Here is a 15,416-nt window from a genome sequence, read left to right as displayed (position 1 = left end):
GCACAGGCTGCTTAGAAAGCTCTCGTCGCGTATATCGCACGCGTCGCTTAGTTAGCTGCCGCACAGGCAGCTTAGAAATAACAGAACAAGCAAACACACCGGACGAATCAGTTAGCTGCCGCACAGGCAGCTTAGAAAGCATACATAAAAGAGGCAGAGGCCAGAGGTGAGTTAGCTGCCGCACAGGCAGCTTAGAAAAAACACATGAAAATCCTTATCAGCTATAATTGGTTAGCTGCCGCACAGGCAGCTTAGAAACTTAACCTTCGGCTTTTTGTGGTAGCCTAATTGTTAGCTGCCGCACAGGCAGCTTAGAAACTTCCCCTTTAATCGTCTAGGCTCATCAATCCGTTAGCTGCCGCACAGGCAGCTTAGAAAGTCACTGTCAAGTTTGAATTGGGATATATCACGTTAGCTGCCGCACAGGCAGCTTAGAAATTGCAAAGCTTTTCGCAATCAGGGTTAATATCGTTAGCTGCCGCACAGGCAGCTTAGAAATTGGTCAACTATTCAAACCAAGGTGGGGAAAAGTTAGCTGCCGCACAGGCAGCTTAGAAAGTTCGAATGTTCTAATAAATCATGTGCAATCAGTTAGCTGCCGCACAGGCAGCTTAGAAAATTTAGTGTAAGCAAACGGGCTGTTGTGGAATGTTAGCTGCCGCACAGGCAGCTTAGAAATGTGTTGTGATGTTTATTCATACTTAAAAATTGTTAGCTGCCGCACAGGCAGCTTAGAAATAAACGAGCAAGACTACGAGCGCGATTTGCAGGTTAGCTGCCGCACAGGCAGCTTAGAAACGTTTTCAAAGTTGACCACATGCAACCATCTCGTTAGCTGCCGCACAGGCAGCTTAGAAAAGTTTCTGTCTCTTCTTGGCTTGAAACTAAAAGTTAGCTGCCGCACAGGCAGCTTAGAAATAAAACGATGGCGGCAGAGTCGAGCGTATGGGGTTAGCTGCCGCACAGGCAGCTTAGAAATTAGATTGAACAGCGCTGAAAATGAACTGGTAGTTAGCTGCCGCACAGGCAGCTTAGAAAAAACCAGAGATTAATGATTGAACTGCGCTTCTGTTAGCTGCCGCACAGGCAGCTTAGAAATTTTGTTGCTCAAGTCAAAGACAAAGACGACAGTTAGCTGCCGCACAGGCAGCTTAGAAAGTTCCAAAGCCGCGCTCAAACTCACCTACAGTGTTAGCTGCCGCACAGGCAGCTTAGAAATGTCAGCTTGGTATTGATTGCCCAAGGTAGTAGTTAGCTGCCGCACAGGCAGCTTAGAAAACATAACCGCATCAGTATCAGAAGTGATAAACGTTAGCTGCCGCACAGGCAGCTTAGAAACATAAAGAACGGGGAATTTAGCGTTTGGGTTTGTTAGCTGCCGCACAGGCAGCTTAGAAAACCTTGTTCAACTTGATACGCTTTAGCTAATCGTTAGCTGCCGCACACGCAGCTTAGAAATTTCATATGGCTAAAGCCTGTTATCTGTAGATGTTAGCTGCCGCACAGGCAGCTTAGAAAGCGCAAAAACGACGCATAGGCCAAGACACAAAGTTAGCTGCCGCACACGCAGCTTAGAAAATCAAAGAAAAGATGCAAGCGCTTAAAGACAAGTTTGCTGCCGTACACGCAGCTTAAAAACACAAAGTTAAGGCTAATTAAAGTGATTAAAAGCTACTATTAGGACTGATTCATTTAAACTTAATGATAACTCTTCAATAGTCTGATTTCCTAAACGCTCTCCAAGCTAATATCTTTAGCTGTCTTACGAATATGAAGTTATGATATAAATTTATATTGTCTTTTATATGTTGAACAATGAATAAATACTCGGCTAAGGATTATCGTGTCTTCCGACTACTACAATAACAAAATTGAAGAAATTGCCCCTCAGTATTTGTCACTGTCTTTTCTCGATGTTCATAACAATTGGGCGCATCATTTAACTTCTTTGTTTGAGCAAAAAACTAACCCATCTATTTTAGATGTGGGAGCTGGAGTGGGGAGGGATGTTGGTTATATTGCTGATCTAGCCGAACAGAAACTCAAACCTGATAATCATTGCCAGATTTATGCTGTTGAACCCGCCGCTGAAATGTTGCGGGTAGGTAAGGAAACAACGCAACATAAGAAGGTGTATTGGCTACAAGATTCGTTACCTGCACTGGAAAAAACCACTAAGCTTGAAGTTAATTTTGATTTGATTTTACTCAGTGCTGTTTGGATGCATGTCCCTCCTAGCCATCGAGCAAGAGCTATTCGTAAATTAGCTAACTTACTTAAACCCGGTGGGAAAATTGTTATTTCACTCAAACTTGGAATGACAAAAGAAGAACAGCAAAGTCGGCAAATGTTCGATGTAAGTGTTGAAGAGGTTGAACATTTAGCACAAGACTACGGTTTGTTTGCCAAACTTGAAGCTCAAAATGAAGCCGATAAACTCGGCCGAGAAGGCGTTTATTGGCAAACCGTGATTTTGCAGTTGCCAGACGACGGCACAGGTGCGTTTCCATTTATTCGTCATGTGGCAGTGAACGATGGAAAGTCAGCTACGCATAAGCTCGCACTGCTTAGAGTTTTGTTACGGATAGCAGATGGTCACCCTGGTGCCGTGATACGCAGAGAGTCTTTGGCCACAGGCGATAGAGTTATTTTGCCTTTAGGATTAGTTGCTTTGTATTGGATGCATCAATACAAAGATTTAATCGATCATCATCAATTATTCCAAGTGCCAAATGCTAAACCTAATATGGGGTTTATGAAACCTGACGGTTGGCATAAATTAAAACATCGGGCGGCATCAGATTACCGAATTGGAAACTTATTTACTGGTGAAGACGCCATTGCTCTGCATAAAACCATTAGCGCTAGCGCTAAAAATATCAAAGAAATGCCTTGTCAGTACATTACTCTCCCAAATCAAAAAACACAGGTTTTCGAAGCGGCAACTAAATCTGTGAGGGCAAGAGATAGTATCTTCCTAGATTTACCGACCTTACAAAAATGGGGCGAGTTTTCTTTGCCTGAAACCACTTGGCTGGCGTTAAGCCGTTATGCTTGTTGGATTGAGCCCGTTTTGGTCAATGAGTGGGTTAAAACAATGGCCGTCTACAAGGGAAATGCAGCTTATGCGACACCCGAAAAACAAGTTTACCTTTATCAAGCACTCAAATGGTTAGATCCTCAGCGAACCACATCTGAAGTTCGTAATCGTTTTGAGGTTTTATCAAAGTCCCAATCGATGCAATGCGTCTGGTCTGCAAAACGGTTAAATCAAGAATACGACATTGATCACAGTATGCCTTTTTCTCGTTGGCCAAATAATGATCTTTGGAATTTGGTCCCAAGTGACCACAAAGTCAATAACAACAAACGAGATCGTTTGCCTTCTGAGCTTAAGCTAAAGGAAGCGAAAGAACGAATGCAGGATTGGTGGCTATCGGCTTGGTTAGAAGATGAAGTTGCAAATCAAAAACAACGTTTTTTTGCCGAGGCGAATATCGCATTGCCAGGGCTCACACCTCACAATGACTCAATAGATGATTTGTTTGACGCTCTATTGCTGCAACGTGGACGACTAAAAGATATGCAGCAACTAAATGAGTGGTAATTATATTATTTGATCGTTGTTGGGGTATGTTGCTCCAACCAATTTATACTTTCGAAGGCGATGATTATGTATCAAACAGATCAAAACCTCTGCCTTTCACAAGGTATTCCATCTCTATCTCCATCCATTTTGGTATTGGGACAATTTCTTAGGAAGTACTCTGCTTCGGCCCTTGATGTCATTTGGCTGCAATGCTGTCTGCCGTCACATGAAAAGTTTTGCTTACTCTCTGTTTCTGTAAATGTGGGCCATGAAATAATGGTGGATTGTGAAGTGCTTTTAGCGGGTTCTTGAAAGTGTTTAATGGCTAGTATTCCAAAACTTATCAGAATCAAAATGTAAGAAAATCGCAACTTGAATTGTTTTTTATTGTTTCGTTTGAAACTTGGTTTTGGAATAGCACCCACGCCTTCAATACTTGCTTTTATCGCTCGACTTTTGCCGTTGGTATTAGCTATTTCAAAGTTAATGTAGTCACCCATTCTTGGTTTGCGACTCATGTGCTTTAATTCTGAGATATGGATGAAGGTATCTCTTGTTAAGCCATCAGCTTTAATAAAGCCAAAGCCTTTATCATCATTCCAATTTGTTAGTTTACCTCGGTACATAACGTTCCTTGTTTCGATTTTTAAAGGTTTTAGAGCTGTTCGGTATAACGACAGCGCGGAAAACTTACGCATCCTAGAAATTCTTTACCCATATATTTGCCTTTTTTGGCAGTTCGTTTGACCAGTTGAGATTGACATTTTGGACAGATCTTTTCGGAGTTATGCGTATGCTCTTTTATTGTGTTGTGGCTGACTTGAATTGGGTTAACCGTTGTTTTTATTTCATTGATTAAAGCAAGTAGAGCTTGGCCATTGATAAGTGTAATGGGAAGGTTATTAGCAAACTTAATCGCCTCATTGGTAAACTCCCCCGAAGTCACTAGGTAAACACTCTGGGCTTTTGATGCCGTTAGTACGCCAAACATTTCTCGTACGATGGAAACGCCTACCTTGGAAGAACGCCAATGTTTGCATTGGACTAAATGTAATTTCCCGTCTTTTGAAATTCTTAAATCTACGCCACCGTCAGCACCACCATTCATATTTTCTTGAACTGAGAAACCTTTGCGACGAAATGCTTCTCCTACTAGCACTTCAAAATCACTCCATGAGATTTCACGCAGAGTGTCTATTCCTTGTTGGTGTTGTAATAATTGCTGTCGTTTTTTATGTTTAAATATCGAAGATACTGCGGGGAGAGTAAACATCAAAGCAAAAACCCACGCTACATTCTGGCCTGCCATAATCATCATCGAAATAATTGGGTTTTCGATAATCAGTGCAGGAAATACATAAGCTAATGAGACATAAACCAATACACCCGCGGTCACACTAGCCCACCAGGGGAGATAAGAAAAAATGACCAGAAGTGAAGGCTCTTTGCGACTCATATGCAATCCATAGCTTGAATAGACAGCCTAAACTATAGATTATTTTGCGGCGAAGTTACGTTTCTAATATGATAACTAATGACGGATTTTCATAATTTAGGATTATGACGAATAGGCTTTTTTTGCCCAGTTAGGAATTGCTCATAAACCTAAACTTCCCTTTTACTTTCCAAATCGCACTTACTGGTGTAGTCTGTTTTTTAATCAAATCAAAGGACTGATGTTATGCGTAAACTTCATTGCTGCTCGGTTATTTTTTCACTGTTTTTGTTTCTAAACGCTTGTACTAGCGACACTTCCAATATTGAACCACCTGCTGATCCTGAATTGTCGGGTTTGGATGGGGCAAGTCAACTCTCTGATGATTGGTTAGGGGCAACCTATGATGCACCGGAAAATTGGACTGAAGACAAAGGCACTGAGTTAATTAAATACACTGCACCTGAAGATGATAGCTTCATGGTAATTACTGTGGTTAAAGGTGCCAACGATGCTGCGCAGGCTGCCTTGCAAGCTTGGCACAAAGTCTCTCCCGACTTTGCCCGTGAAGTGCGTTTTATTAACGACGAGGTGGCGAAAAATGGTTGGCAACAGCAAACCTTTATTGAATATGAAAGTGTTATATCCGAAGAGCGGGCTTTTTTTGCTCTAGTACTGCGTAAAGACAGTGACTGGCATATTGTATTAGTTGATTCTAGTTTGGCTGTATTAGGAAAACGCAGTTCGCAGTTAAGTTCACTAAAAAGCAGTTATACATTGCAAGGCTTTGAGGTTGAAGATGTGTCAGGCAATATTGCACATCAATTGGATGCCCCAAAAGTCGAGGCGTTGCTGAGTTTCGTCGATGAGTCGGCCAAAAAGTTACAGGTACCAGGCGCTGGCATCGCCATTTATCAAAACGGTAAGGTGGTGTATGAAGGTGGGGTAGGGGTTAAAAATATCCAGACTAATGAGCCTGTTGATAAAGACACGTTATTTGCCGTGGCCTCAAATACCAAAGGCATGACAACCCTGCTGCTGGCTAAGCTAGTTGAAATGGGCAAGCTTGACTGGAATGATAAAGTCACTGATCACTATCCTGAATTTAAATTAGGTAGCCAAGAAACCACAGATAAAGTGCTTATTCGTCATCTAGTCTGTGCTTGCACAGGATTACCTCGTAAAGATATGACATGGGTATTTAATAGCGGACCCGATGCGCCAAGCGTAATGGCCGTTGAAGATTTAGCCAACGTAGAGCCTACCAGTGATTTTGGTGAGTTATACCAATACAACAATCAAATGCCTGCAGTGGCGGGGCTTATTGCCGGTCATATTCTCTACCCCGACATGGAGTTGGGGGCCGCTTACGATAAAGCTATGCAAGAATTTATCTTTGATCCTTTGCAAATGAAGAGTACCACTTTTTCTTTTGAAAAGGCCTTAGCGGACAATGTTGCCAAACCTTATGCTATCGGTATTGAATTTAAGTCTGTGGAAGTTGAACAGACCGCAACTGAGGGGTTTAACCTAACGCTTGTACCTTATCGTCCTTCTGGTGGCGCGTTTTCTACTTCTTCCGATATGCTCAAGTACCTCATCAACGAGTTAAGGGTAGGTGTTAGCCCTGACGGAAAACGACTGTTTGCAGAAACGCCCTTATTGGAAAGACGGGTACCTGGCGTGTCTTCTGGTAAAGATGAGTATTATGGCATGGGGCTGTCAACACGAAAAATTGCCGGTGTGGAGTTCATCGAACACGGTGGTAGTTTGGCTGGGTATCAATCGCAATTTATTGTGATACCCAATGCTAATGTAGCAGCGGTTATTTTGACCAACTCTGACGAAGGGTATTATTTGGCCTCTGCATTTCAGCGCAAGTTAATTGAGTTATTGTATGATGCCACGCCCAAAGCGAGTGAACAGGTAGAAGTTAATGTACTTGAACAACAAAAAGTACATGCGTCCCGTTTTGATGAAATTGATATGCCTGCTGACGCGGCTATTTTAGCCAATTTAGCTAAGCATTATGAGAGTGATACGTTAGGTGAGGTATGGATATCTAACGTTGACGGTGAAACTATTTTCAACCCCGGCGTTTGGACGACTGCGTTAACCACTAAAACTAATTCAGATGGTTCAACGTCTGTAGTGATGTTAAATCCTATCTTGTATGGAATGGAGTTAGTAATAGGCCAAACTGACTCAGGTAAACGTACTCTTACACTCATTGATATGCAGCATTCTTATGTGTTTACCGAGGTCACTGCTGAGTAAGCAGTTTTGAATGTAAGCTTGTTAGAAGTTAAGTACTTTTAAAATTAAGTTCTTTTTAAAGTTCATGGAACAAGGTTAACTAGGTCGTCGTTGTACCTAGTTAACCTTGCAATATGTTTTATATTTATTGTTTATTTCCCCAATTATTCCCTGTTGCACTACAGATCAGCACCCTCCCAACCTCGCATTTTAATGTCACTGCGGTTCTATGCCTATGTTAAGAATCTGCGCCCTTATTTGGTGCTAATGGGCTAAGGTGTTCTTTGTGTGGTGAAAATACGAGGTTTTGAATAAGGAAACTTGGCAGATTAATTTTGAATTTAGGTTTGCCAATAAATAAACATAGTCGTTTAATATCAATGATTTAACTATGTATTTTGGGTGTTTAGCCATTGTTTATGGGTAAAGTTATGCTTAGGGTATGATAATTGCTGACCAGTTGGGCAAGTTTTAAGTTCGATGTAATACGATTTTATGTTGAGCAATGGGATCTTGTAAGGAGAAGTATAAATATGTCATTTTTGAAATACGCTAAGCCAGCTATGTTGGGTTTGTTAGCGGCGAATACAGTCGCCTGTGGTAATACCGAAACGACTAGCAACCAGCCTAAACCAGCTAAAGTTGAGGCCATCAACGAGGTTAACCTTAATGCACAAATCCATGCTATTAAAGCTGTGGTGGTAACCATGTACGAGTCTGGTGAAGCAATGGGAGATGACGCCGGTGAACTGCAACTTTGGCTAGAGCGTGGCAATTTCAATCACAAGCTGGATTTCCCATTAGGCGAATACGACTTATACTTAAATGACGACGGTGTGCTGGTAATTTGTGTTGGTGGTGGTATTCCCAATGCAACCGCGTCGATTATGGCATTGGGGTTGGATTCGCGCTTTGATCTGAGTAAAGCTTATTGGGTGGTTGCGGGAATTGCCGGTGGCGATCCTGAAGATATATCCCTAGGCTCGGCGGCATGGGCAAAGCACGTTGTTGATGGTGATCTGATTTATCAAATTGATGCCCGAGAAATTCCCGCATCTTGGCCATATGGAATTATTCCATTGGGGGCAACACAGCCGGCGGAAGAGCCTGAAGACATCTCAACGGGATGGACGTTAGATACGGTGTCTTTTGAGCTAAACAGTCAATTAGCCGATTGGGCCTTTAGTGAAACAAAAGCCCTTAAATTGCCAGATAGTGAAGGGATAAAAGCCTTCAGAGCCTTATACAAAACCATGCCCAATGCGCAAAAACCGCCTTTTGTGACCCAAGGGGATACCTTAAGTGCAAGTAAATATTGGCACGGGAAACACTTGAACGAATGGGCTAACGATTGGCTGAAGTTATACGGTGGCGATACGGCTAACTTTATGACCAGTAATATGGAAGACTCTGGAACCTTAACCTCCTTAATGCGCCTTGCTCGTATTGATAAAGTGGATCCGCAGCGAATTATGGTGCTTAGAACCGTGAGTAATTATACCATGGCACCGGCAGACAAACTAAGCAGTTGGAGTGTGACCGCTCCTTATCCAGACGGTGGTTATCCGGCTAAAAATGCCGCCTATACTGTTGCCAATACGGTGATTCAAAAAATTGTGAGCAACTGGGATGATTACCAGAGTCAATTACCTTACGAAGTAAAATAGTCCGCCTTAGAATTCGTTTTCTAACCACAAATAGCATTAAGCTAGTTGATATCAATCACTAGCCCCTTTGGAGCCATTACAATGAAATTGGTGTGTTTACTCTCTATCTTTTGTATGAGTGTTATATCTAGCACATTTGCAGCAACCTTTGATAAAGAGTTCGAATCTTTTAAAAAAACGGCCTCGGCTGAAGACTTATATACCTTTTTATATGCAATGCCCAAAGGGGGCGATTTACATAACCATTCCACAGGTTCGAATCGTTCATCGTGGTGGTTTAACGAGGCCATTAAACAACAGCAAAACGGTTATGTTTATTATACAAAAGTAAAAATAAATAATTGCAAAGCTCACCGTTCAGATAGACGTTCAAGATCTCCCTATTTAATGTTATTTGTGAATATTCAAGAGTTTGAATACAAAAAGCTAGATAGCTGTGAGCAGTCCGAATACAAACGTCTACAAGATCTTAACTCCCAAGAAAAACAAGCTTGGATGAACAGTATTCGACTCGACAAAGCCAGCGAGGGCCGTGATGAGTTCTTTGAAACCCATTGGAATCGTCTTAATTCTTTGCTGTCTAATCCTTATATGCAAGCCAATTTAATTGTCAAAAATATGCAAGCATTTGGTGCTGAAGGTTTATCTTATTTAGAAACCGATGCTGGCGTTCAAGGTTATGTTCACGCAGATGGCAGCCGTTTTGAACCTGAAGAAGTGTATCAGATATACCGTAAACGTTTTGCCCAACAAGATGCCATCGACAGCGGTGTTACAGTTCGTTTGCAATACGCGTTATTGCGGTTTTCTTCGCAGGCTTTAAATGGCCTAGTGTGGATGTATAAATTTGTTTCTGAACATCCTGAGCTTTATGTTGCCGTTGACTTGGTTGGCCGCGAAGATAATGATAAAGGTCATCCCCAACGATTTTTATCAACCATGCGAAAGCTTAGGCATCAGTTCCATGGGGTGAACTTATCCATTCACGCCGGAGAAAGTGACGAGCCTAATCAGCACATTCGCGATACGCTTTTATTAGGGGCTACTCGCATCGGCCATGGCTTTAATCTAATTGATGATGCCGATACCTTATTATTGATGCGCTACAATCAATATCTTATTGAAATTAACTTAATCAGTAACCTGTTATTAGAATATGTTGACGATTATTCTAACCATCCTTTTCCGGAATATTTGCGCTTAGGGGTACCAGTTGCGTTATCAACTGATGACCGAGGTATGTGGGATTCGAATATGACCGATGAGTATTACACTGCGGTCACCAACTTTAATTTGTCTTGGTCGGAGTTGGTCAAAGTCGGTGCAAACTCCCTGACATTTGCTTTTGTGGATGAAGAAACTAAACAGCAGTTACTCGCGGATTATTATCAACGCATCAGTCAATTCGAAAGCGCGTTTAAGGCGAAAAAAATGACTGCGCTAAAAGCGGTTCAGCCGGAAATTTATTCTTATCCCTGTAAGGCGTTTAAGATTTGCGAAATATCCCCTTAAATTAAGCTACAGCTCATTATGACCATGTTTGATATGTGTTGTTTAGAGTTTAAATAGGGTTTTAAACTCTACACTTTGGCGACGTGATACGCTGACTTTTACGCCGTTTTTTAAGGTGAGTTCCAAACTTTCATTTAGCAGCGGGGAAACCTCGTCTATTTCACTCATATTTACTAACTGCTGGCGGTTAGCACGGAAAAATAAACCGGGCTCTAAACGAGCTTGAATTTTACTTAAGGCTTTGTAGATCATCGGTTTGTTGCCGTTAAAATACAGCCGACTATAATTGCCAACAGATTCAATTAAATGCACATCCGCCATCTTAACTAACCAACATTGTTCGCCTTCTTTGACAAAAAAGCGGCTTTCGGGTGTGAGTAAATCATTTTTGTTTTGGGTTTGCGCTGTTGTTCTTAGCTTATCTCTGACCTTTTCAATGGCTTGTTCGAGTCGAGCCGCGGTAACGGGTTTTAAAATATAGTCTAAAGCGTTGAAATCGAATGACTTAATTGCGTATTGATCATAGGCGGTGGTGAAAATTACTTGGGGTACAGTATCTAATTCGCTGAGTAAATCGAAGCCGTCTTTTTCTGGCATATTGATATCGAGCAGAATTAAATCTGGATTGGTTTCATCAATGAGATCGAGACCGTCATCAACGTCTTGAGCTTCGCCTACAACCTCAATGTCTTTTACCTGTTCCAATAGATTCCGCAGCTCTAATCGAGCTAAACGAGAATCATCAACTATCACTGCGCGAATCATCACTTGTACTCCATGGCAATAATATGGTCACCACAACCTGGGCGTCTTGTTCAGTCATGGTAATAGAGGCTTTATCAGCGTACAGCAGGGCTAAACGTTGTTGGATATTGTTTAACCCCATACCTGTACTATCTTGTAAGCTATTTTCGATTTTTCCGGTATTACGAACTTGCAAAAATAAAGCTTCAGATTGACGTTTGGCCACTAGGGTAAGTTGTCCACCTTGTTTTTTGTTGGCAATACCATATTTAATTGCGTTTTCAACTAACAGTTGCAGCATCATTCGGGGGATGAACGCGGCTTGGCTAGCAGCCTCAACGTCAAACTCAGTCTGTAGTCGGCCCTCCAATTGAATTTCCATCAAGGCTAGATAGTCATCTATCATGGTTAACTCGTCGGCCAAGGTGACTAGATGGCTATTGTCGGTGTTGAGGGTGTAGCGATACATGTCGGCTAAGTGGCTCAACATGTCTCTTGCTTTGTTCGCATCCTCTAAAATCAGCGCACGGATATTATTTATGGTGTTAAACATAAAATGAGGATTTAATTGATTGATTAATGCCTCTAAGCTCACTTGTTTGAGGGTGCTGTCTAAGGCTAATTTCTCCGCCTTCATTTGTTCATATTTGTGATAACGCTTAATAGCAAAATACAAAGCCGACCAAATGATCATCACCAAACTCAGGTTGATAATGTTGGAGGTAACTTGCATCACAGTAAATAACGTTGGGGTGTTGTAGAGGGTTTGAGCAAAGGGCTCGAATAAGATAAACACTACTAAGGTAGTAAAAATACCAGCCACTATGCTTGCACAAAAGGCGGTTAAAACTAACATTCCAGGTGGCAATTTAAGTACTTTAGGGCGGTGATAGAAGCGTCTTAATCCGCTAGATACTAACAATCCCACTATCACCAAGACACTTGTAGAAATAAATTCTACCCAAGTGCCTCCTTGCAGCATGGCCCTGCTGAAAAAGTTGATTGCTCCAAACAGCAACCAACCCAGTAATTGTAAAAATACAAAAGATCGTAACATCATTAAATTCTAGCTTTTATCCATTTAGCCATTAAAACAAGCACTTGAGTATCCATCGTATGCTCGATAGTAGCATACTCGTTGGGTAATCCTGTGTCTGCTTTTTGAAATAAGTGATTTAAATTTGGCAGTGACTTTATCTCGAAATCAGGGTGTTTATTTGCTTTTAAAATGCGTTCTAGTCCAGCTAAATTGGCTTTTGCATCCACTTGCAAATCTTTGCTACCGTTAATGGCGAGGATAGGGCTGGTAACCTTATTCAAATAGTGTTGTGGTTGGTAGCCAAGAAAAAGGCGCATCCAATCTGAACCCAATTGTTGAGCTTTAGCGCTAGCTGCGGTTTCCCCTAGTCCTTGTTGCAGAAAATAATCACGGATCTCGTCGGTGGCCATGCCATTAACTATTTGTGTGTACAATTGCGTGTCTTGTTGGCGCTCTGTGCGCAGGGCTGCTTCTTTTTTGCCCATTAACTTTTGAATATCATAGGATTGCTGAGTAACTAAGGTCACACCATCTACCCCTAAACCAGCAAGCATAATCACAAAGGCAATGTCATGATTGTTGCTGGCAACCATAGGGGCGATCATACCACCTTCACTGTGTCCAATTAGGCCAACTTTATCAGCCAGAATGTCTGAGCGAGTGCTTAAGTATGTAACAGCCGCTTGCACGTCGGTGGCAAAATCTGCGCTGGTGGCAGTGGCAAAATTACCTTCAGATTGCGCGGTTCCGCGATCATCAAAACGTAAAACGGCTAAACCTTGCTTGGTTAAGTGGTCGGCAATCACAGCGAAGGGCTTGTGGTTGAATAAGGTTTCATCACGATCTTGCGGGCCCGAGCCAGAAATGAGAATAACCGCAGCGAATTTTCCGTCTCTTTTGGGTTTCGTCAACGTGCCTGCGAGGGTGATTTTTGCATCGGGATTGCTAAATGACACTTCCTCACTCACATAAGTAAATGGGGCCACGGGAGTTTGTGGACGATTTGGGACTTTTACCGAATCTTGGTTGCGGTTTAGGGTTAGTGGCAATTGAGCACTGCCTTGAGTAAAGGTGCCTATTATGGTGTTTGCATCACTAAAGTTACCAGTAAAGGTCATGCCAATAGCACTGACTTTGAAGCTTACTGCTTGTGCCGTTACCTCAACATCGTTTATGGGAATACCGGTGGCACCTTGCGCTGGACTATCTAAAGTTGCGGTAATTTGCGTATCTTGCTGACTAAAATGCACGATCATCGGCAAACTGGTATTTTGATTAACTTTAAGCTCTCCCTGCCAGCTTCCTACAACATTTGCCAAGGACGCAAATGCAGGCAGTAAACCGATTAAAACTATGACAACAGATTTTAGGTGTTTTGACGTGAACATGTTTGTTTCCTCTCGTTAGTTAGTGAGACAAAGCTTAACCACCTAAAAAGCCTATTTGCGGAAAATATGACTAACGGTAAATACCGAGGATGATTGGTTTTTTTACTGGGCGAGTAGTTTAGTACAAGATGAATATGGAGCTTGGCTGGGGAAATTTAAGGCAATGGCAGTATTGTTTCCACTGAAAATGCTAACCCATGCCTGTGATGACATTCAACAGGGTGCAGATACAAACTATGTGCTGAAAATTAACGGGTTCTGAGTATGTATCAAGAGTTAAATACTCAATGTGCAGTATCATAAATTCATCTTATTCCCAAATTAGATTGTCATGCTCAACCATTATAGTTAGTTGAGGCTGCGCGCTATGTTCAATTGATGCAAACAACATAGATGTCGTGTTGTTTTGAACGTCAATGGGGATAGATAGAACACAAAAAAATATAAATTGCTTCGCGAAATATCAGAAGGGACTTTATAAGGTGTTTAACTAAGTGAGTTTTGAATCGCTTTCATTTACCGGCGTACTGAATATATTGTCCCATTCTTTATCGAGTTGAGCATGGGCTTGATTGAGAGGTAGGGCGCGATAGAGGGTATCTTGCTTTTCGATGAGGCCAAATCGGTGCAATTTATTTAGCGCATCTTCGATTTCAAAATCAATTTCAAAATTGAATTGGTGAGCAAACCATTCTTCAATTTGCTGATCTAATTGTTCGCTGCTGATAGGGTGTTGGCTGATCAGTAAAAAGTAGTAGGCGAGTATGGCTTCTTTAGACTCCTCTTCCTCAGCGGCATCAATTAGGTGATGAAAAACCCCAGCGTTGTTGTCGAGATTTTTAAAATAGAGGTTATCTGCCAGAGCTTTCATAAATTTTAATTTACGATTTTTAAACTTACTCCATTCCTTAAATATAAAACCGCCAATCACGCCAGCTCCGGCACAAAGGGCGATAAGTTCTTGGGTGCCAATGGTGACGGCTTTATCGGAAAGACCAACCCAATAACTGATTAGGCCTGCCATTAGCAATAGGGAAGCCCCTAACTTTGTTACCAGTACCACAGTTCCGCCCACTAATGCCGAGCCACCGATGATGGCTTTGTCTAGGGTACGCATGCGCACCTCACTGTTGGGAAAGAGCATTTCTAAATCTGCTTTGGGTACGTTTTGGAATAACTTTATGATGGTAGAGTCTGGTTCGAAATTAAGATTTTTCGCTTTCTTTTGTGCAAAATATTCAGCGTTTTTAAACTTAATGTATACCGCAATTTTGTCGTAATTGGTGAACGTGACTTGTTGTTTTTTTAAACCCCAAAACTTACTTAAGGTTTCGGTTTTTTGGTATTCACCACGACGATAAAATACCACTTCGGCAAAATCTGAAAATTCCACTTCTAGTCTTACTTTAAATAAAGAGGCTTCGTGCAGAGCTTCTTGTAAATCTTGTTCCGTCACCTTTTCAAAGTTCGCGGCATTTAATACCTGAGCAAAGGTTTGTGCGAATACCTGCTGTTTATCTTCTAAGGATGCTTGCGAGGTGGCATGAACGGGTAGAGTGTCAGCGTTAGGATCAAAAGGCGCGTAGTTGTCTTTTAACGTTTCAAGGGTTTGATGATATTCAAAATGTAGGGTGCTAACCAGTATATGACATAGCTCCGTAAAGGCTTTTTTATCAGCTTCAACTAGCTGTCCTTGTACTATACAGGCATTGATTAGGTCTGTTTTTCTTAACGGAATAAACCTATCTTTTTTACTACTTTGCTGTATCACCAATGTTTACCCTGC

At 41.7% G+C, this 15,416-nt stretch carries 10 protein-coding genes and 1 CRISPR repeat array (1 of these 11 running past the window's edge); of the genes, 4 read left to right on the top strand and 6 right to left on the bottom strand.

Going from position 1 to position 15,416, the window contains the following annotated elements:
- Positions 1-1,638: direct repeats of the CRISPR family, unit length 28 nt; unit sequence GTTAGCTGCCGCACAGGCAGCTTAGAAA (it extends 2,651 nt beyond the left edge of the window).
- A gap of 205 nt (positions 1,639-1,843) precedes the next feature.
- Entirely contained in the window at positions 1,844-3,607 is a 1,764-nt protein-coding gene (locus AB6T38_RS15760; protein ID WP_372548213.1) for a methyltransferase domain-containing protein, read from the top strand.
- A gap of 80 nt (positions 3,608-3,687) precedes the next feature.
- On the opposite strand, the gene AB6T38_RS15755 is transcribed toward AB6T38_RS15760, so the two are convergent.
- Both AB6T38_RS15755 and AB6T38_RS15750 read right to left on the bottom strand, forming a co-directional pair.
- Entirely contained in the window at positions 3,688-4,215 is a 528-nt protein-coding gene (locus AB6T38_RS15755; RefSeq protein WP_372548211.1) for an excalibur calcium-binding domain-containing protein, read from the bottom strand.
- Positions 4,216-4,244: 29 nt separating this feature from the next.
- Positions 4,245-5,045 (bottom strand): DUF2034 domain-containing protein, encoded by an 801-nt coding sequence (locus tag AB6T38_RS15750; protein WP_372548210.1) that lies wholly within the window; start codon positions 5,043-5,045, stop codon positions 4,245-4,247.
- Between the two features lie 225 nt (positions 5,046-5,270).
- Here AB6T38_RS15750 and AB6T38_RS15745 point away from each other — a divergent pair, with 225 nt between their 5' ends.
- From AB6T38_RS15745 to AB6T38_RS15735, 3 genes are all read left to right on the top strand, one after another.
- Positions 5,271-7,301, top strand: coding sequence for a serine hydrolase domain-containing protein (locus AB6T38_RS15745; RefSeq protein WP_372548209.1), 2,031 nt, complete (start codon positions 5,271-5,273; stop codon positions 7,299-7,301).
- A 512-nt stretch (positions 7,302-7,813) separates the two neighbouring features.
- Positions 7,814-8,947, top strand: a complete 1,134-nt coding sequence (locus AB6T38_RS15740; protein ID WP_372548208.1) for a purine nucleoside permease — start codon at positions 7,814-7,816, stop codon at positions 8,945-8,947.
- Positions 8,948-9,028: 81 nt separating this feature from the next.
- Complete coding sequence (locus AB6T38_RS15735; RefSeq protein ID WP_372548207.1) at positions 9,029-10,459, top strand: adenosine deaminase; 1,431 nt, start codon at positions 9,029-9,031, stop codon at positions 10,457-10,459.
- 42 nt (positions 10,460-10,501) lie between these two features.
- Here the strand turns inward: AB6T38_RS15735 and AB6T38_RS15730 are convergent, their stop codons facing one another.
- The 4 genes from AB6T38_RS15730 to AB6T38_RS15715 form a co-directional block, all read right to left on the bottom strand.
- Positions 10,502-11,224 carry a LytR/AlgR family response regulator transcription factor gene (locus AB6T38_RS15730; protein ID WP_372548230.1) on the bottom strand — a complete coding sequence of 241 codons (723 nt, stop codon included), beginning with the start codon at positions 11,222-11,224 and terminating at the stop codon, positions 10,502-10,504.
- Positions 11,202-12,263 (bottom strand): sensor histidine kinase, encoded by a 1,062-nt coding sequence (locus AB6T38_RS15725; RefSeq protein WP_372548206.1) that lies wholly within the window; start codon positions 12,261-12,263, stop codon positions 11,202-11,204. The genes AB6T38_RS15730 and AB6T38_RS15725 overlap by 23 nt, the downstream gene beginning before the upstream one ends.
- Complete coding sequence (locus AB6T38_RS15720) at positions 12,263-13,630, bottom strand: alpha/beta hydrolase family protein (protein ID WP_372548205.1); 1,368 nt, start codon at positions 13,628-13,630, stop codon at positions 12,263-12,265. The genes AB6T38_RS15725 and AB6T38_RS15720 overlap by 1 nt, the downstream gene beginning before the upstream one ends.
- 490 nt (positions 13,631-14,120) lie before the next feature.
- Positions 14,121-15,398 (bottom strand): TMEM143 family protein, encoded by a 1,278-nt coding sequence (locus AB6T38_RS15715; protein WP_372548229.1) that lies wholly within the window; start codon positions 15,396-15,398, stop codon positions 14,121-14,123.
- Between the last annotated feature and the right edge of the window lie 18 nt (positions 15,399-15,416).

Source organism: Aliiglaciecola sp. SL4 (genome assembly GCF_041538045.1).
In the GTDB taxonomy this organism is placed as follows: domain Bacteria; phylum Pseudomonadota; class Gammaproteobacteria; order Enterobacterales; family Alteromonadaceae; genus Aliiglaciecola.
This window is presented reverse-complemented; position numbering and strand designations above follow the sequence as displayed.

What these genes read in the sequence shown, in the direction of transcription:
- AB6T38_RS15730 (WP_372548230.1), bottom strand. Translation starts at nt 11,224, where the DNA reads ATGATTCGCGCAGTGATAGTTGATGATTCTCGTTTAGCTCGATTAGAG.
- AB6T38_RS15720 (WP_372548205.1), bottom strand. Translation starts at nt 13,630, where the DNA reads ATGTTCACGTCAAAACACCTAAAATCTGTTGTCATAGTTTTAATCGGT.
- AB6T38_RS15725 (WP_372548206.1), bottom strand. Translation starts at nt 12,263, where the DNA reads ATGATGTTACGATCTTTTGTATTTTTACAATTACTGGGTTGGTTGCTG.
- AB6T38_RS15740 (WP_372548208.1), top strand. Translation starts at nt 7,814, where the DNA reads ATGTCATTTTTGAAATACGCTAAGCCAGCTATGTTGGGTTTGTTAGCG.
- AB6T38_RS15745 (WP_372548209.1), top strand. Translation starts at nt 5,271, where the DNA reads ATGCGTAAACTTCATTGCTGCTCGGTTATTTTTTCACTGTTTTTGTTT.
- AB6T38_RS15735 (WP_372548207.1), top strand. Translation starts at nt 9,029, where the DNA reads ATGAAATTGGTGTGTTTACTCTCTATCTTTTGTATGAGTGTTATATCT.
- AB6T38_RS15755 (WP_372548211.1), bottom strand. Translation starts at nt 4,215, where the DNA reads ATGTACCGAGGTAAACTAACAAATTGGAATGATGATAAAGGCTTTGGC.
- AB6T38_RS15750 (WP_372548210.1), bottom strand. Translation starts at nt 5,045, where the DNA reads ATGAGTCGCAAAGAGCCTTCACTTCTGGTCATTTTTTCTTATCTCCCC.